15 protein-coding genes are annotated in these 19,098 nt (G+C 47.4%); 14 read left to right on the plus strand and 1 reads right to left on the minus strand.

From position 1 onward, the window contains the following. The first annotated feature begins 9 nt into the window (after positions 1-9). The 4 genes from dxs to OEV79_05805 are packed head-to-tail and all read left to right on the plus strand — an operon-like array spanning position 10 to position 8,382. On the plus strand, positions 10-1,866 hold the full coding sequence (gene dxs, locus OEV79_05790; protein ID MDH4210941.1) for a 1-deoxy-D-xylulose-5-phosphate synthase: 1,857 nt from the start codon (positions 10-12) through the stop codon (positions 1,864-1,866). After that, a complete protein-coding gene (locus tag OEV79_05795) occupies positions 1,863-7,253 on the plus strand; it encodes a hypothetical protein (GenBank protein MDH4210942.1) in 5,391 nt (1,796 codons plus the stop codon). Before dxs ends, OEV79_05795 begins: the two co-directional genes overlap by 4 nt. Continuing rightward, positions 7,232-8,056 (plus strand): M28 family peptidase, encoded by an 825-nt coding sequence (locus OEV79_05800; protein MDH4210943.1) that lies wholly within the window; start codon positions 7,232-7,234, stop codon positions 8,054-8,056. The genes OEV79_05795 and OEV79_05800 overlap by 22 nt, the downstream gene beginning before the upstream one ends. 8 nt (positions 8,057-8,064) lie before the next feature. Further along, positions 8,065-8,382 carry a helix-hairpin-helix domain-containing protein gene (locus tag OEV79_05805; protein MDH4210944.1) on the plus strand — a complete coding sequence of 106 codons (318 nt, stop codon included), beginning with the start codon at positions 8,065-8,067 and terminating at the stop codon, positions 8,380-8,382. A gap of 51 nt (positions 8,383-8,433) precedes the next feature. On the opposite strand, the gene OEV79_05810 is transcribed toward OEV79_05805, so the two are convergent. Next, complete coding sequence (locus tag OEV79_05810; GenBank protein MDH4210945.1) at positions 8,434-9,930, minus strand: leucyl aminopeptidase; 1,497 nt, start codon at positions 9,928-9,930, stop codon at positions 8,434-8,436. A 112-nt stretch (positions 9,931-10,042) separates the two neighbouring features. Here OEV79_05810 and OEV79_05815 point away from each other — a divergent pair, with 112 nt between their 5' ends. The 10 genes from OEV79_05815 (at position 10,043) to OEV79_05860 (ending at position 19,038) form a co-directional block, all read left to right on the plus strand. Then, the gene (locus OEV79_05815) at positions 10,043-11,272 is read left to right on the plus strand and encodes a pyridoxal phosphate-dependent aminotransferase (GenBank protein MDH4210946.1); all 1,230 of its coding nucleotides are present in this window, start codon (positions 10,043-10,045) and stop codon (positions 11,270-11,272) included. Between the two features lie 16 nt (positions 11,273-11,288). Continuing rightward, positions 11,289-12,146: a lysophospholipid acyltransferase family protein gene (locus OEV79_05820; protein ID MDH4210947.1), complete on the plus strand. Its 858-nt coding sequence runs from the start codon at positions 11,289-11,291 to the stop codon at positions 12,144-12,146. Then, positions 12,143-12,577 (plus strand): dUTP diphosphatase, encoded by a 435-nt coding sequence (dut, locus tag OEV79_05825; GenBank protein ID MDH4210948.1) that lies wholly within the window; start codon positions 12,143-12,145, stop codon positions 12,575-12,577. Before OEV79_05820 ends, dut begins: the two co-directional genes overlap by 4 nt. Positions 12,578-12,631: 54 nt before the next feature. Further along, complete coding sequence (locus OEV79_05830; GenBank protein ID MDH4210949.1) at positions 12,632-13,762, plus strand: glycosyltransferase family 4 protein; 1,131 nt, start codon at positions 12,632-12,634, stop codon at positions 13,760-13,762. A 15-nt stretch (positions 13,763-13,777) separates the two neighbouring features. Then, on the plus strand, positions 13,778-15,133 hold the full coding sequence (locus tag OEV79_05835) for an MFS transporter (GenBank protein ID MDH4210950.1): 1,356 nt from the start codon (positions 13,778-13,780) through the stop codon (positions 15,131-15,133). Then, entirely contained in the window at positions 15,096-15,824 is a 729-nt protein-coding gene (locus tag OEV79_05840; protein ID MDH4210951.1) for a polysaccharide deacetylase family protein, read from the plus strand. The genes OEV79_05835 and OEV79_05840 overlap by 38 nt, the downstream gene beginning before the upstream one ends. Positions 15,825-16,160: 336 nt before the next feature. Then, on the plus strand, positions 16,161-16,895 hold the full coding sequence (locus OEV79_05845) for a hypothetical protein (GenBank protein ID MDH4210952.1): 735 nt from the start codon (positions 16,161-16,163) through the stop codon (positions 16,893-16,895). A gap of 88 nt (positions 16,896-16,983) precedes the next feature. Continuing rightward, positions 16,984-17,913 (plus strand): cation diffusion facilitator family transporter, encoded by a 930-nt coding sequence (locus OEV79_05850; protein ID MDH4210953.1) that lies wholly within the window; start codon positions 16,984-16,986, stop codon positions 17,911-17,913. After that, positions 17,891-18,355, plus strand: a complete 465-nt coding sequence (locus OEV79_05855) for a GNAT family N-acetyltransferase (GenBank protein MDH4210954.1) — start codon at positions 17,891-17,893, stop codon at positions 18,353-18,355. Before OEV79_05850 ends, OEV79_05855 begins: the two co-directional genes overlap by 23 nt. Next, positions 18,352-19,038 carry an amino acid racemase gene (locus OEV79_05860; GenBank protein ID MDH4210955.1) on the plus strand — a complete coding sequence of 229 codons (687 nt, stop codon included), beginning with the start codon at positions 18,352-18,354 and terminating at the stop codon, positions 19,036-19,038. Before OEV79_05855 ends, OEV79_05860 begins: the two co-directional genes overlap by 4 nt. Positions 19,039-19,098 lie beyond the last annotated feature (60 nt).

Genomic DNA, 19,098 nt, shown 5'->3' on the forward strand with positions numbered 1-19,098 from the left:
AAGGAGAAGATGTCATTACTGACAAAGATCAAAGAACCAAAAGACCTCAAGGGTCTGACGCTTGAGCAACTAGAATCATTGGCCAAAGAAATACGTGCCGAGATAGTCAACACATGCGCGAATACCGGCGGACATGTCGCGCCTTCATTGGGTGTTGTGGAATTAACACTTGCCCTTTATGCAGTTTTCGATGCCGAGCGCGATAAGATCATCTGGGACGTTGGACATCAGACCTACACGCAAAAACTGATCACAGGCCGGGCGAAAAGGTTCAAGACTCTGCGAACGTATCATGGAATTAGCGGTTTTCCCAAACGCAGCGAGTCAAAGTACGATGTTTTCGATACAGGACATTCTTCAACTTCCCTTTCCGCGGCAACCGGGTTTGCCCTGGCTCGCGATTTTCGGGGTGATAATTACAAGATCGTGAGTGTAATAGGCGACGGCTCACTTGGTGCGGGTATGGCTTTTGAAGCTCTCAATCACATCGGTCATTTGAAAAAAGACATAATCGTTGTTCTTAATGATAACGAACATTCGATTGGAGAGAGTGTAGGCGCGCTCTCCCAGTATCTTAATAAGGTCATAACGACGAGAACCTATAATCGTTTTCGAGATGATCTTTGGAAATTTCTCGGACGGTTTCCACCTTATTTCCGTGACCGGGGAAGGAATGTGGCAAAGAGGATGCAAGAAGGTCTCAAAGGACTTTATGCGCCATCGATCATATTTGAAGAGCTGGGATTCAGATATATCGGGCCACTGAACGGTCATAAACTTGGGCAGTTGATAGATACTCTCTCAAGACTAAAAGAGGTTCGCGGTCCATGGTTTGTACATGTCGTAACCAAAAAAGGTAAGGGCTACGAGCATGCCGAAAAATGCCCTGAGGTATTTCACGGAATCGGTCAGTACTGTGTGGAAACCGGTGAGGTGAAGAAGAAATCCACTTCATACACCAAGGTTTTCGGTGACGCAATAGTGCGATTGGCCAAGCAGAACGATAAGATCGTGGCCATCAGTGCGGGGATGACCCTCGGTACCGGTCTAAAAAAATTCAGTCAGGAGATCCCCGGAAGATTTTTCGATGTTGGCATTACTGAGCAGCATGCCGTTACAATGGCTGCTGCACTCGCCCTCGATGGTTACATTCCGGTATGTGCGATATACTCTACTTTCCTGCAGCGTGCTTACGATCAAATCATCCACGATGTGAGTTTACAGAAAGCGCCAGTCATCTTTGCTGTTGACCGGGCTGGACTCGTGGGAGAAGACGGCCCGACGCACCACGGTCCGTTTGACCTGTCTTATTTCAGTTGCATTCCGAATATCGTTGTTTCGTCACCCCGAAACGGGACAGAGCTTATTGCGCTGCTTAAGACGGCGGTGCAATACCGGCAAGGACCTTTTGTGATACGATATCCAAGATCATCCTGCGTGTTGGATGACGAAGATCCTGCCCCGCTGTCGATCGGAACATGGGAAACCATATGTGATGGCAGGAATTTGGTCATCGTAGCCACAGGTTCCATGGTCGAAGAGGCGCAGGGTGCTCTCACAATATTGAAGAGAAAGCGCTTACGTCCGAGCCTTGTCAATGCACGTTTTATAAAGCCTCTCGACGGCGCGTTGCTCGATAATCTGATGAAGAAGAACAAGACTATCGTAACGGTCGAGGAGAATGTGTGTCACGGTGGCTTGGGTAGTCTTGTTTCCGAATATTGCGGCGAGAGGAATGCCAGGGTAAGAGTTCGCTGTATCGGTTTACCAAACAGTTATGTCGAACACGGCGCCAGGCAGATATTGCTGAAAATCACACAGCTTAACGCGGAGGGTATTGCAGAAAGAATTCTTTCAATTTTATGATCTTTCTATTTTCTCTTGCGATATTAGCACAATTTACCACTCCCTTTGATGAGAGATTGTACATCGATGCCTACGGTGAATTCGTTATATACGCCCGGTATTTTCAAGGAACCCTGGTCAGTATCGATACTGTAAAGACGATCGAGGATTACATATCCTCTGGTTTCTATACGCGCAACCAGGGACTGTTGCTCAGAGAGTTGAAGCAGGACATGGCAGAGAGCGGAGGTTACGCAAATAAGGGGCTGTTCGGAACTTTCGAGATTCCCCTACCAAAGGGCGGCTTCAGCGATTTCATGGGCGAAACAGGAAAACTTGATGTCGGTGGCTATGTCAAGATTACCCTCGGCGGCAGTGAGACTTTTGTTTCTAACGTGCCCGGATTGGTCGGTCCATCACTCTGGCCTGAGTTGGAGATGAATCAGGAAATGGCTATCAATCTCGACGGCCAGGTCGGCGACCGGGTGAGGGTATTCATTGACCATAATTCCGAACGGATCAATGAGAGCCAGAATAAGATCACCGTGACTTACCAGGGGCGCGAAGATGAAGTTATACAGGAAATCCAGGGCGGCGACACTGAGTTGAAAATCCCGACCACGACCTATACCGGAGACATCCCTTCGCACCGTGGTCTTTTTGGCATAAAATCAAGCGCCAAATTTGGACCGGTGGATCTTGTGGCAATCGCCTCTAATGAGCAAACCCAACATCAGGAAATCGATATCGAAGGTAGTGTGCAGGCACAGGCCGATACGATATGGGACCGCGAGTATCAGAAACGCAGATTCTTTTGGCTGGGTACCAACGAAACAATAATCCCAGAATCTCTGCAGGTGTACATTGATGATAACAATTTTCAGAACAACAATGTAGCCGGCGGCATCACCCTCTACGGGACGGCTTATGTTGATGTTAATGGCGATGATATTATTCCCGATGATACCCTGCAGTCTGAAGTTGGCTATTTCACTTTGAAATACCTTGAGCAGGATTACATATTCATCCCGGGTAACAATATCGTTGAACTCAAGCAAGGTCTTCAGAAGGACGCTGAGGTTCTCGGCGTAAAATATAGTCTTCTGCGTAATGGACAGATAGTAAATGTTGGCGGCATAGTGCAGGATACAGTGGTGCTGAAACTTGTATGCCCGAAGAGCCCGGATAGTACATCGGTCACCTGGCAGTATGAGTTGAGGAATTACTATCAGATAGTGGCTCCTGGGTCGCGGCTTGATTCATTGAAGATCTTCTATATCACACCTGGTGGACAGCACAGAGACCGCAATGATGTCGGTGATACATATCTTGAAATTCTGGGACTCGACGATAACAAGGATGGAAGGGTCGATGATTATTTTGGCGAGTACGGGTTTGACGCAGGCCGTGGTCTTCTGATTTTCAGAGATTCACTACCCTTTGCATCCGACACGCTGGACGACCCCGATCTTGAAATCTACGAGAATCCATATTACATGCAGGGGCGCGGAAAGTATTATCTATACAAGAAGACAGTTGAATCCCGTCCCGTATTTTCACTGCCACCGAATGTTGTTGATGTGACGGTATACGTCGACGGTTACGAACAGACTGAAGGCGTGGATTATTACGTCAATCTTGATCTCGGGGAACTCGAGTTCAAGAAAGTCATACCGCCTACCGCGCGCGTCAAGATACACGTTGAATATGCACCGTTCTTCTCGGCGGCTCAAAAATCGCTTATCGGCGTGAGAGCAAGCATGAAGTCCTTTGGTGATGCGTCACTCGGTTCTTCTTTCTTCTATCGGACCGAGTCTTATCCAACGGATCGCGTGCGGCTGCGGGAGGAGCCTTTTAATCGCATGGTTTGGGAAGCGGATATGTCTTTACCACAGAAACTGCCGTTCCTTACAAGAGCCGTTGACTGGCTTCCCTTGGTCCAGACCGAAGCCGAATCGAAAATCAATTTGAATGTCGAAACTGCTTATTCGATCTCCGATTTGAATTCCAAGGGTGAAGTGTATCTCGACGACCTGGAATCATCAACGATAGTGACTAATGAGATTTCGATCACGTACAGTGATTGGGTTCAATCATCAAGGCCAGTAGGCATGCTACAAGATGATCTAGCTATCGAAAGAATACTCTGGTATAATCCGCGAGGTGCTGAGGTTCTTACTGCCGGAGATATCTATCTAGACCCGCTTGATCCAAATGAAACTGCTCATGTTTTGAGACTTGTATTCAATCCTGACGACCTGTCGTCGTTCGCTGGCTTAATGCAGTATATGTACAGCGCGAATTTCGATGATTGCGAAAATCTCGAGTTTATCGTAAGGGGCAATGGTGGTCGTATCCATGTTGACCTGGGTCAGGAAATGGCCGAGGACCAATTACGGCGCAATAGCACTGGAATACTGGTCGGTGTCGGTGTTCTGGATGATGAGGACCGCGACCACAATGGTTCATGGAACGAAAGCAGTGAGGATACCGGATATGATGGTGTCTTTGGTGTTGATGAGGAGAACGTGGCCGGCGATGACGCAAATGATGACTATACCGAAAGTGACTATACCGGAGGTATAAATGGCAGTGAGAGTAATCATCTATGGAATACGGAAGATATCAACCGTAATGGAATTCTGAACGTCGACAACATTTATTACAGTTATGTAGTCAATCTGGATTCCACAGAATTCATGGTCGAAAATGCAGGTCTTCAGGAAGGTTGGACGATGTTTCGCATCCCGATCAAAGACACGATGGCTTTTGACACTGTATTGGGGCAACCGGATTGGCGTACCATCAGGTATGTACGTATCTGGCTGGAGAATTTCTCTTCTGCCGAAACACTTGAAATATATCGTCTTTTTGCCACGGGCAGCAGATGGAAGAATTATGGTGTCAATGGAGATCTTTCGACGTGGGACTCAACAGAAGTGTTTACACTGACCCCGGTCAACACCAGAACACACTCCTACTACGAGTCCCCCTTTGTTGAAGAACGTGATCCTCTGACCGGTCAGGTGAAGAGTGAGGGCGCGCTGGAATTGAGACTTGAGAATATCAGGGAGGGTCATACATGCATTGCGCACCGGCAGACCGACGCCAACGAGGACTATCGTGCATATGATACGCTGACCTTCTATCTGAACGCCCTGCATTCAAATCCGATCGTATCAATGCGTATCGGCAGCGATTCTGTAAATTATTATGAATATAAGACCGAATTCGATAATGGGGTAGCTGTGGCCGGTGGCAATGGCTGGCGTACGTTCACTGTTTCAACGGAGCATCTTCTTGACTTGAAGCAGATCACACAGGGCGAGGGTGTGGCGAGAGACTCTGAATATGCGGTCGTTGGCAACCCTTCGTTGTCGGTCAATCAATTTTTCGAAATCGCAATTACGAATCAGAATACTACTCCTTTGACCGATACAATATGGTTTAACGATATCAGATTAATCTCGCCACAAACTGAAATCGGACGTATCATCAGAGCAACAGGTTCACTGAATCTTGCCGATCTTGCTTCTGTGACGGTTTCTTTTGATGAATCAAATGGCCGTTTCAAACGTCTTTCGGAGTCCAAGACCATATCGACCAACAGTGCTGGCCGCAACTATGCAATAAATTCGAGCATTGCGCTTCACAAATTCTTACTCGAGAAATGGGGATTCAATATGCCCTTGGTCCTCAATTATAGGAATACTCTCCAGAAACCGCGTTTCTCATATTTCGCCGATGATTTAGAAATCACGGGTGATGAATTGGATAAACAGAAATCGACAAATATCGTTAACTCGTATACGATCAGTCTTTCAAAATCAGGTTCAAAAAACTGGCTCATCAAGAACACCCTGGATGCGTTGTCATTCGAGCATAGCCGTTCCAAGACGAATACCCATAACGCGCTCAATGTCGATACTTCAATCACCAAGAGTTACCGTGGGACATATCGGCTCGATCCGCGGGTGTCTTTCAAGCTGCTCGGGCAGGCATTTTCGGTTATGCCACAGAACATATCGTTCAACGTGTTGTATGCCGATAACCTTGTGCGCTACTATTATCGTCTAGACCCTGATGACACTTTGCGTTACTCGGCTTCAGGTTCGCAACACCGCAAGACCATGAACCCTAGTTTCAGCGTGGCCTATTCACCCCACCGAACATTGAGTACGAATTTTGATTTCACTCAGAACCGCGATTCGGTCTCAACACGCGGACAATTCGGCGAGGAAGTGGCCAGGAACCAGACGCTTAACGCAACATTCACGGAGGATTTCAAGCTTTTCAGGCCCAGGTTGAGTTTCAATGCCTCGTATAACGAAGACTATCGCTTCGAGATTCGCCAGGATGAAGACCTGCGGAATGTCTCGAATAGTGCTAGATACGGAGTCGATGGAACGGTGGATGTCCAGCGGATCGTCAAGTTCATTACACGCCTGCGGGACGAAACAAAAGACACGCTCCTCACGGTTGGGACACCGGCCTGGCTCGCCAAGCAGGTAGAATATTTCATTGAACGATTGCAGAATCCTTCGCTGAGCTGGTCGCGTCTGAAGAACTCCAACTACCTCAGTGTCAAGAGACGTCCTGATTTTGAATACCAGTTTGGCCTCGTGGATTCAATCCCATCCGATGATGTTTCGCCGAACAGTTATCCGGGCAGGGGCATGACCGATTCATACAAGGCAACATCAGGATTGAACCTGAACTTCATTACTCTGAACGGTGTCTATAACGAAAATATCAACAGGACGTACGCTTTTGGCAACATAGAGACACGTACGCATACTACGTCCTATCCAAATGCCAATGTGAGGGTGGCAAAACTTGAAGTCCTGCCGTTCCTGAAGAAATATACACATTCATCATCTATCAATATGATGTTCAACCAGACATTTGAACGTCGTTTCCAGGATACCGTCCTGCAGTCGGATTCGAAGAGTATTAGTTTTAGCCCCCTGGTCGGTTGGCAGGTGCAATGGGTGAAAGGAATTTCTTCGACAATAGACATCTCGTATTCGGAGACGGCGTCAAGAGATTATCAGGGTGCGTACATCGTGCCGTCAAAAACGCTGAACCGAGGTGCTTCAGTGAGTTTGGGCTATACATTCAGCGCGCCCAAAGGTCTCGGCCTACCGTTCCTAAAAGGCATTCGCTTCTCGTCCAACCTCGCGCTGAGCTTGGGACTCAGTTACAACCGAAGCACAAACTATTCTACAAACCTCACTGAGCCAATCTACGATTCGAGTGTTATGCAGGGCGATCTGGGTTTGTCCTACAACTTCTCCTCAAGCATCACGGGCGGTGCGAATTTTTCTTACTCGCAGAACAAAGAGAAGGTGCGCGATCAGGATACGAAAAGAGTTGGTGTTAACATATGGACGAACATAAATTTCTGATACGAGTTGCTCGCTGTCATCTGCTGTTGATTGGTTTGTTACAGGTTTTACCTCTCTTTTATGTTCATGCAAAGCATCCTTACGACCATTTCACCGCATTCTGTAGCATAGGTGAACGTGCGCCTGGGACTGCTGGTCATATCAGGGCGCGGGATTTCATTATCGGAAATTTGAAGAATCCGGAGGTCGATACATTCCGGGTGTTAGGCACAGATTACTTCAATATCTACAAGCGGTTTCTTGGAAATGGTCCCCGTATCGCTTTCGCCGCTCACTGGGATTCTGACGTAGGGTGTCCGGGTGCCAATGACGGTGGCTCGGGTGTGGCAATACTACTCAGCCTGGCCGATACTCTGGCAAAGGATCGGCCGGGACACGGTGTTGACCTTCTCTTCTTCGACGGTGAAGATGTGGAAGCGGCCGAACTACTTGGCTCAAAACACTTTGCCGCCAGTTGTATTGTCAACTATGACTACGTCATAGTGCTCGATATGGTCGGCGATAAGGACCTGCAGGTATTCCAGGAAGGTAATTCAAAGAAATTCTTTCCAGCCTTTGTGGATTCGATATGGGAGATAGGGCAGTTGCTTGCGCCGGACATCTTCATTCCGCTCGTGAAGTATTACATCGTCGACGACCATATTTCTCTCATTAAGTACGGCATCAGGTCGATCGATGTGATCGATTTTGATTATCCTTACTGGGATACGGCGGATGATACGGTGGATAAATGCAACCAGCAAAGTCTCGACACGATCTACCATTTTGTATTGCATCTGATTTACGAGCGTTCTGTATATTGATGAAAGGTATGAAAAAAAGCGAAATTATTGTTCTGTTACTTTTTATCGTTTCTCTGGTTGCCATTAATGTGTACAATTACTGCAGAAAAGAGAGATTGAAGGAAACTTACTCCGTACTCATCGAGCGCGGTAAGATCAAACTGGCGATCAATGATATTGGAGCTGGTGAATTAGAGAGTCTGCCAGGCATCGGTCGCGTCCTTGCCAGGCGTATAATCGATTACCGTGATCAGATCGGGAGATTCAAGTCCCTCGAGGAGCTAAAACAGGTCAATGGTATCGGAGATAAGCTATATCAGAAAGTCTATCCCTACCTGAAACTGTAACTGGCGCAAATCGACTTTCAGTGAACGCCGTGTTCGTTTGTGTGTATAGCTTTACATGCTGGCGAGAAATTCGTAAAGCGTGCGGACGCCAAACCCAGTCCCTCCGGGCGGTGTATAATCGCTCTCTTTGTCTGTAAGCTCTGTCCCAGCAACATCTATATGCAGCCATTTAGCTTTTTCCACAAAGGCTTTGAGGAATATTCCAGCGGTTATGGCCGAGGCATAACGACCGCCTGAATTTTTGAGATCGGCGACATCGCTCTTCAGCAATTCGACGTAGCCTTCATAAAGCGGCAAAGGCCACAGCGGTTCACCGGTTCGCTCGGAGACTCTGATTAGTTTATCGCTCATCGCTTTGTTGTTACCCATCAAACCGGCAATTTTTTCACCCAACGCGACCACACATCCTCCTGTCAGGGTCGCTATATCGATAATGAGCTTTGCCTTTTTCCTTTCAGCGTAGACGAGAGCATCGGCGAGAGTCAATCTGCCTTCGGCATCAGTACTGACGATTTCTACCGTCTTACCGTTCATTGCACGAACCACATCGCCCGGACGAAAGGCCGAGCCCGAGGGCATATTCTCGACTGCCGGAATGATCGTCATCAGGTTAGTGCTCGTGCCCAGCTTCGCAAGGGCGAGGGTAGTGCCAACAACCACGGCGCCACCTGCCATGTCGCTTTTCATCGCGCCCATTCCCCCTGATTGTTTTATGGATATTCCACCGGAATCAAATGTGACCGTCTTTCCGATCAATGTAACCAATGGTTTGCGTGCAGAAGCAATCCTTAAAACGATGAATCGGGGTTCATGTGAGCTGCCTTGTCCAACCGCCAGCAGGGCGCCCATGCCCATTTTCCGCATCGCGGTTTTGTCCAGGCACTGGCACTTTATTATCCCTCCGAGTCCCCAATCCCTTATCAGTTTCTGAATGGACTCGTGCATTTTCTCCGGCGTGAGGACGTTTGCCGGTTCATTGATCAGGTCGCGGGCGGCGTTTTGGGCATTGGCAAGGATTTGTCCCGACTTGATTGTACTCTTTATTTGCTTTGCATTTGATGGATCTTCCTCTGCGATCACAAAATCTTTTATCTGATGTCGATCTGAGGATTCCTTATACGCGCTGAAATTGTATAGTGCAAGGCATGTTCCTTCAACCAGTGACTGTGCCGCTCTCGATATATCCATGCCACCGATACCAGCGCCATGAACGACCGTTCCGATACGCTTAGCGTTGATTTTTCTTGCTTTTTTAGCCGCGGCTCCGGCTGCTCTTCTAATGGTCTCGTAAGTGAGTTCTTCTGGCTTGCCAATCCCGACGAGGATTATTTTCCTCGCGTGAAGTTTAGGGCATTCATGCAGTACCGTCACCTCACCAACCTGGCCGGTCAGTTCACGGTCTGTGATGAGTCTCGATATCAATCCTTTAAGTGTTTTATCCACGGCGCCTGTTGTGCCATGTGGTGATTTCTTACCTTCAAAAATACTGAGGATAATGGCATCACCTTTGAAATCAATAATTGATTTGGTAAGTATGCTTATTTTCATGCTCATAGTATACTGTAATCGACCGCAAAGTCAAGTCTGGAAAGCCCTGGCAAGAACATCAGGGTGAGGAAGGGTATGTTGACTTTGTTGGCTAAATATATATAATTTCACTATGAAATCAGCGAAAAAAGTAAAGGGATCCCGCGCGCCGAAACCAAAATTGTCGAAACGCGCGTATGCTATGCCTTTTTCTCCGATTCGCAAACTAACGCCATTGGCCGATGAAGCGAAAAAGAAGGGAATTCACGTATTCCACCTGAACATTGGTCAGCCGGACATTGAGACACCAATAGAGATGTTCGATGCAATCGCCAAATTCAGAGAGAAGGTGTTGAGTTATGGACCATCAGGCGGGTTACTCGATTTGCGGCTTGCCGTTGCGGATTACTATCGAAGGGTTGGCATCGATATCGATCTGGATAGTGTCTGGATCACGACCGGTGGTAGCGAAGCGATTCTGTTCACATTGATGTCCGTGTGTGACCCAGGAGATGAGGTCATTGTCTTTGAGCCCTTCTACACAAATTACAATGGACTGGCGACGATGGCCCAGGTCAAGCTTGTTCCTTTGACGACCAAGGTCGAAAACGGGTTCCATCTTCCCACACAATCGCGGATTGAGGCGAAGATCACGCGAAAGACACGGGCGATATTGATCAACACGCCGAATAACCCCACCGGAACCGTGCTGACCGAGGAGGAGATGTATATCCTGTACAAAATATGCAAGAAACACGGTCTCTTCCTGCTTTCGGATGAGGTTTACCGCGAATTTGTGTATGATGGACGTATCCAGATAAGCGCTTTGTCGCTGCCTGAAATACAGGACCAGGTTATTGTGCTCGATTCCATATCCAAGCGTTTTTCAGCCTGCGGTGCCCGCGTTGGTTGTATCATCAATCGCAGCAAGAAGGTAATGGATGAGATAATAAAATTCAATCAGGCAAGACTCTGTCCACCGACTATCGAGCAGGTGGGTGCGATTGCCGCCTACAGGAATTTTGACCAATACATTAAACCGGTAATCGTTGAGTATGAACATCGCAGGGATTTTCTTTTCAAAGGGTTACAGGGAATAAAGGGAGTCTACGGGCACAAACCAGAGGGTGCCTTCTATACGGTGTTGAGATTGCCTGTGAAGGATGCCGATAGGTTCTGCAACTGGTTACTTAGTGATTTTCACTATAAGAAGAAGACAGTGATGCTTGCCCCGGCGAATGGATTTTATTCTTCTGCTAACAAGGGAGTTAATGAGGTCCGCATTGCCTACGTGCTCAAAGAAGCTGATTTGAAAGATGCGCTTGACGTCCTCAACGTTGCCCTTGGATCTTACAAGGATTGATCCCTTTTAGATTTAGATGAATTTGCAGCTCCAACTGCGCAGGTTTGGCGTTTCTGCGTTAAGAATAATCCCTCTAAGTTTTGCTGACAGCATTGCCACCCTGCTCGGCTTTTTGTTCTATTGCATCTTGAAACAAAGGCGTCGTTACATTGAACACAATTTACGTCACATTTTTTTCGATAAGCCTGTTGAGCCTAAGCAATTCAACAGGTATGTCAGGAATACATTTGTGAACTATGGACGTCATATGGTCGACTTTCTCCGGCTTGGGTTCATGAGCGGGGAAGACTTTAGTGTCGAGATGATTGGTATCGAAAATGCCTTTGAGGCCTTAAAGCTGAACCGGGGCTGTGCTTTACTGACCCTGCATCTCGGTAACTGGGATTACGCAGGCGCCTACCTTGCAACGCGTGGCCTTCCGATTTCTGCACTGGTCGAAGACATCGACCCGGCTATGTTAGATCTATATACGGAACATCGCGAGCGAACTGGGATGAAGACTTTTCCTGTTTCGAGGTCGGCCTTCGCATTCGTCAATACGATCAGAAGCAACCGTATCATGGCAATACTCGGCGATCGTGACGTGGTGGGAAATGGCATCCCTGTGCCGTTCTTTTCGGGTGTGCGGAAGGTACCCAGGGGCCTTGGCGAGATAATTATCAAGAAGCAACTGCCGGTCGTGTTCGGTTACATGGTTTTTCATCCCCTCAGGAAGCGGCGCTACCTGGGGCTCATCGAGCCGCCGGTTTTTTTTGCTGGTGGGGTTGAGGAATTCAACAGACATATTGTGAGGAAATTTGAAGAATTTATCAGACTGTATCCTGACCAGTGGATTGTTTTTCACCCCGAATGGGTGGACGAGATGAGGGCATGAGCAAAATAGTGGTGAAGATAACAGGTGATTTTGTTCCACAGTATCAAAGCGAACAGGCGGCGGGTTGCGACCTTCACGCCTGTATAGCTGAGGATGTCGTGATAAAGCCACAGGAATATTGTACCATCCCGACCGGCATAAAAGTAGAAATTCCCGAAGGCTATGAGGCTCAGGTCAGGCCGAGAAGCGGCCTCGCGTCAGCTCACGGCATTGGCATTTTGAATACGCCGGGTACAATTGACGCTGACTACCGAGGCGAAATAAAGGTGATATTATTCAACTTTGGCAAAATGCCGTTCAGGATAAAGAACAGAGATCGCATTGCTCAATTGGTGTTCAACAAGATCGAGCATGTTTCGTTTGAAATAGTAGAGGATCTTGAGAGAACGGGAAGGCAGGAAGGTGGATTTGGCCACACCGGGAGGCAATGATTTGAGACCGGTTATGCTGAAATGCGACGATTCGGAAGGGGTGGATCGGTATCGATGAAGATATTGATGGTCACGGAGACATATTATCCCTTGATAGGCGGCATCCCCGATCATATCTCGCATCTTGCCGACGAGTTGCGGGAACGCGGACACGTGGTCAAAATCCTTACCGCTCGCTTCGGCTGGGATCATCAAGCAACCGACGAGGATATTGTAAGAATCGGGCGGGGGATACCGATTCGCGCCAATAAATCTTTTGCGCGGCTTACCCTTGGTTGGAGACCTTCGAATAAGGTGAAGCAGTTCCTGGAGGATTATCAACCCGATGTCATACACGTTCATGGTTCCCTGGCACCGATGTTACCGATTCTGGCTATCAGGCATTCAAAAGCAAAGACTATCGCCACATTTCATGCCGGGCATAGAAAATCAATTGGTTACATGCTCTTTCGACCACTGCTCATGCCTTATTTCAGGAAATTCGACCGTCTGGTTGCTGTTTCCAAGACAGCCGAATTTGCGATGAGCAAGTATTTCAGCGGTGATTACAAGATAATACCTAATGGTATCGATACGGATGGTTTCAATCCGAAAGGCCCGTTCATCGAGCAATTTGCGAATAACCGAAAAAAGATTTTGTACATGAACCGCCTCGAACCAAAAAAGGGATTACCGCATCTTTTGCGGGCTTTGTACCACATAAAGCGGGAGATCCCAGACGTTCTGCTCATAGTGGCTGGGTCAGGGCCGTTCGCCAAGTACTACAGGGATATGGTTGACGATACCATAATGGATAATGTAGTATTTGTTGGTAAGATTCCCGGGAGACCGGTTTCGTTAAGGGCGTCCTACTACCGAAGTTGTGATATATTCTGCGCACCATCCATCGGCCATGAGAGTTTCGGCATAGTACTTTTGGAGGCGATGGCTTGTGCAAAACCAGTAGTCGCCTCACACATTGATGGGTTCATACACGTGCTGGAACACGGAAAAGAAGGATTATTCTTCCCTTCGAAGGATGACAAGGCGCTGGCGGCGGCGACAATAAAGATTCTTAAAGACCCGGGCCTTGCAGAACAAATGGGTAAAGCAGGAAGGAAGAAAGCGCTGGCATACTCGTGGAGGAAAGTGGCCGTAGACGTTGAACATCTCTATGAGAGACTCAGAAGAAATGACACCGGGTGAACGCGATGATTCTTTTTGATAAAGCAAACATTTCTCGCAGTACTGCAATGGGGGTGCTGCATTAAGAGGGCGAATTTCTGGAATATACTGAAGGTTAGGGATTTCTCGATATTCACTTTTGCGCAGACCGTGAGTCAATTCGGGGACAAACTGGATTACATCGCCCTGGTAGCAATCATTGGTTTGTTCCCGAAGGAACAAGCGCCGCTGTTGCTTTCTCAGATGATGATATTCATAACGCTCCCTGTATTGATATTCGGGCCGATCGCGGGTATTCTTGTCGACCGCTGGCATAAAAAAACCGTTATGGTTATCTGTGACGCGCTGCGTACTGTTTGTGCAATTATGATCCCAATACTTTTTCTGGCCACGCGCAGTATCTATCCGGTTTTTGCTGCTGTGTTTTTCATGTTCCTACTCGCTTTGTTCTTCAACGCGGCACGTAGTGCTATCATACCTAACCTCGTGTCCAGGGAGCGTATTTTGACTGCGAATTCAGTTGTGAATTTTGTTTCGCGCGGTGCGACTTTCATGGGCATGCTCGTGGGTGGAATCATCGTTGATTGGCAGATATGGCATAAAGCGTTCGGCATAGCTGGCTGGACAGCGGCCTTTATTCTGGATAGTGTTACTTTTGCCGTATCAGCATTTCTTTTGTACATAATGAAGGTCAGATTGCCGGAAATTCCCAAGAAGGTTGAACACTTGAAACCCAGGGGATTTTTCATGTTGCTGAAAGGGGGATTGTCCAAGATGTGGCACGAGTTGGTATACGCTCTGAAGATGATTGTCCGTGAGAAGAATCTTGCGTTTGTAATGGCAACAATCGTATTGATGGTTATCGCGGGGAGTGCGATCTACATCCTGGTGATACCGACAGTACAGCAGGAGATGGCATGGGGCACCAGTGGCGTAGGTTTTCTGGCGGCAATCGGCGCCATTGGATTATTGCTCGGTGCATACCTGACTGGTATCTTCGGCCATCACTTCGATATGAAGATTTTGATGCTGGCGAGTTTTATCATCATAGGCGGAGCATTGTTACTTTTTCCAATCCTGAACAGTTTTCTCGTTTTTGCACTGGTGTGTTTCGTTTGCGGGACAGCTATTTCACCCGTCTTCATTGGCCAGGATACCTTAATACACCATTATGCTGATGAACTGGTCCGTGGCAGGATTTTTTCGATAAGGGATTGGATACTCAACGGGTTATTCGCCATCGGCGCTGCGTTAGTAGGTTTCTTGTCTGCGGTTATTAACAAGGATTATCTTTTCGTGATATTTGGGATATGCGTTGCCTCTTTGGCAACGCTCGGTTGGTTGATATTAGCACGTGGTAAAAGCAATTCAGTTTCACAGAGTCACACCTAAGGTCCAGTTCTGTGGTACCTGGAACCACCCTGGGCAATTCGAGGGCTTCATACGTTCGATTCAGCGTGATTTCAGGGTGGTGCTGCCCGGCGATGAAGGAGACGGGTTGGTTATTACCTTTGATGATGGGGATATGAGCGTATATCACCATGCATTTCCGATTCTCAAACGGTGCGGTGTGAAGGCAGTTGTGTTTCTGATCGGCGAATATATAGGTAAGGACGATCTATGGGATATCACTTTGCTGGGTAAGAGAAGCGTTCACCTTGGATGGGATGAGATCTGTGAAATGAAGGAGTGGGGGATCGAATTCGGATCGCATACAATGAACCACCGTAATCTCACGACGCTCAATATGGATGAAATTTCTTATGAGCTGTCAGAATCGAAAAGGATTCTTGAGGACAGAATTGGACAAGTCCGATGTGTATCCTACCCATTCAATCGAGTGAATGACCAGATTGTCAGTCTTGCCAGGCAGGCCGGCTACCAATACGGGTTCGGCGGGTCAGGACAGAGTGACCTGCTCATAAAAAAAGAAGCAGTATATATAACTGATACTCCCTGGAGCTTAAATGTTAAAATACGCGAGCGTCCGCGACTACTATACCGTTACGATAGGGCTAAGCAGCAGGTCATAAACTACTTCACGATAGCCACGATGCTTGCGAAGAAACAGTCAAAGGGTTAGGGTTTAGATGCTGGATAAGGATCGGATGATGTTGGGCTGTTTGGAGAGGCGATACTGTTTCGTAATCGTGGTTCGTATGTCGTATTCGTATTATTTCCTGAGATGAAAGACGCTGCAGAAGTGCGTGTTCAGTATGGTGAATCGAGCATCAAGTTTCCAACGGGAATAACGATATTAGCGATATTAACGAGATTAACGTTGTGTTTTTGTATATGGGGCCAAGCCGGGTTCCGATTCGCCTTTCGATACCGTCGGCTGAGTGGCGATAGGTATTGATAGTTTTGATGGGTTATATACGTATAGCATAAAAGAGTGTGAATAAGGAAGGGAGGAATAATGGTTAGAAAAAGCATCGTCTGTGCATTGTTGCTGGTCGCCATGGTATGGGCTCAGAGTGCAGATTCTTTGATCGACCATGCGGTAGAATTGTACGAGACAAGGCATCTCGATGATACGAACCTGTCAAAGAGTGCTTCGATACTTGAAGGGATCGTTGAGAGTGATCCGAAGAATGTTCGAGCGCTTTATGAGCTATCGAAAGTCTGTTTCTTTCTTGGCGACGAGGCCGAGGAAAAGGACGCGAAACTGAAACTCTTCTACAAGGGCAGGGATTATGGTGAGAGTGCCATTGAACTCGATGAGGAATCGCCCGATGCGCATTTTTGGTATATGGTAAATGTTGGAAGAGTGGGACAAACAAAGGGCGTATTGAATTCACTCGTCTTGGTACCCACGGTGAGAGAGGAGATCAACACAGTATTGGAACTTGATCCAAAACATACCGGTGCTCTGGATGCGCAGGCAATGCTGTATTATGAGCTTCCTGGGCTTTTGGGTGGTAACCTCAACAAATCAATCGAGTCTCTTGATAAGGCCATTGCTCTTGATTCAAACTACACCTTGCTTTACGTCGATATGGCGAAAGTATATATCAAAAAGAAGAATTATGAAAAGGCTCGCTGGTACCTGGGTCGGGCAGTCGAAATAGAAACTCCAACCTATGAAGCCGATCACGTCCTCGATGACAAACCGGAGGCGATAGAGTTGCTGGAGGAGATCAAAGACAAGTAGTAACCGATAACTGATAACAGATATCTGATGACAGATAACCGCTGACAGAAGTCCGGCGTTCATAGTCACAAAGGAAAACAAAGCGTAAATGGAAAAGATGGTCGATACACTGGTCATGCTGTTCCGGCTTGACAAAGGCAACAGGTTCAAGAAGTACGGATACTTTGAGGGTTTTCTGAGCATTTTACTGAATGTTGTTCTATCTACTCTCAAGTTCGTTTTTGGCACGTTACTGAATAGTGTTTCGTTGATCGCCGACGCACTTCACTCGCTTTCTGATGTCATCACATCGGTGATAGTGGTGTTCGGTTTTAAGATTTCGGCAAAGCCGCCAGATGAGGAACATCCGTTCGGGCACGGAAGGGCGGAACGTATTGTTTCGATAGTTATTGCTTGTTTGCTCATCGTGGTGGGTTTTGAATTCTTCATGAGCGGTTTTGAACGATTCAGGAATCCGATTCCCATCAGGTCAGATGCTCTGGTGATCGCGATGCTTGTGGGGTCGATATTCATTAAGGAATTCCTTTACCAGATATCTTTACGTCTGGGGCGTAGGATCAATTCCGCCAGCCTTAAAGCAGATGCCTTTCATCACCGAACCGACGCGATTTCAACGGTTCTCGTCTTGATTGGGTTTGTATGTTTTCGCTTTGGGCTGTTCAGTCTTGATGGCTTAATGGGTATGGCGGTTGCTCTGATAATTGTATATGCCGGTGTCTCCATCATCATAGAATCGGGTAATTTCTTAATCGGCCAGGCGCCGTCTTCGTTTTTGGTCGATAGGATCAAGGACACGGCAGCGCAATGCGACGGGGTAAACGATGTGCATCATATCCATGTCCATGATTATGGAGGTCAACTTGAGGTTACCATACATGTAAGATTGAAAAGCAATATTCTTCTGGACGATGCGCATCTGAAAGCGTCAGAGGTTGAGGAGGCGATCAGGCGCTGTGTGCCGGGTGCCGAAGTTACCGTGCACCTTGAACCCTACAATGAAGGCAGAAGAAATTCGTAAGGCACACGACGGTTTCACAATAAGAAAATTCCGTATGGCAGACTACGATTCATTATTGGAACTGTGGGACAATGCTGGATTACCTCATAAGCCTAAAGGTCGCGATACTAGGGAGAACATATCGCGGGAGATCAATCATCCTAATGCGGTGTTTCTCGTGGCTGAGAAGGACGGTTGTCTGATCGGTTCTGCGTTCGGCACGCACGACGGGAGAAAGGGTTGGATAAACCGGGTTGCTGTTCTTCCTGCACACCGGAGGCAGGGCATCGCAGCCGATTTAGTTGAAGAAATAGAAAAGCACATCACGAGAATGGGGATCGGCATAATTGCCTGTCTTGTTGAAGAATGGAACAGAGATTCACTAAGTTTTTTCCAGAAGATGGGTTATGTTTGCCACAAAGACATATTCTATCTTACAAAGCGGGAGGTTGATTACATATGAAGAAAATAGGTATTATCGGGGGGTTGGGCCCGGAAGCAACAATAGACTACTATCGTACGATCATAAATGAATGCCGTGAGCAAACACAAGGCGACGTTCCGGAGATCATCCTCTACAGTTTGAACCTCAGGGACTTTCCAAGTATTGATAATGAAGATGCGGTCGTAAAATGGTTATTAGACGGTCTCAAAGCGCTGCACCGTGCTGGGGCACATTTTGCTATCATCTCTGCAAACACGCCGCATATTGTATTTGATAAGCTAAAGCCTCTGTCGCCGCTACCTTTGTTGAGCATTGTGGAAGAAACGTGGACGGCAGTCAGGGCATTGGGTGTTGGCAGGGTGGGGCTTTTTGGTACCAAGGTAACCATGAGTAGTGATTTTTACCAGCGGGTTTTCGAAAATTATGGTATCGCGCTAGTCGTACCATCAATAGAAGAACAGGACTATATTGATCATAAAATATCGTCAGAACTTATGTTTAACAACATATGTGAAGAAACGAGGAATGGCTTGCTTGGAATAGCAGAGCGGATGATCAGCGATGAAGATATAGAGGCACTAATTCTTGGATGCACCGAGTTACCGCTCATACTCACCCATGATGATTTGGGTATCCCGTTCCTTAACACAACGAGGATCCATGCACTCAGTGCCATCCGCTATTGTCTGACAGGTCTGTAGACCTTGTGCCATCCCTACGCAAATGGGTCGAGAATCAGGCACAATAAAGCCGACTTCTTG

It is taken from the genome of candidate division WOR-3 bacterium (assembly GCA_029858255.1).
Classification (GTDB): domain Bacteria; phylum Hydrothermota; class Tepidihabitantia; order SM23-42; family SM23-42; genus SM23-42.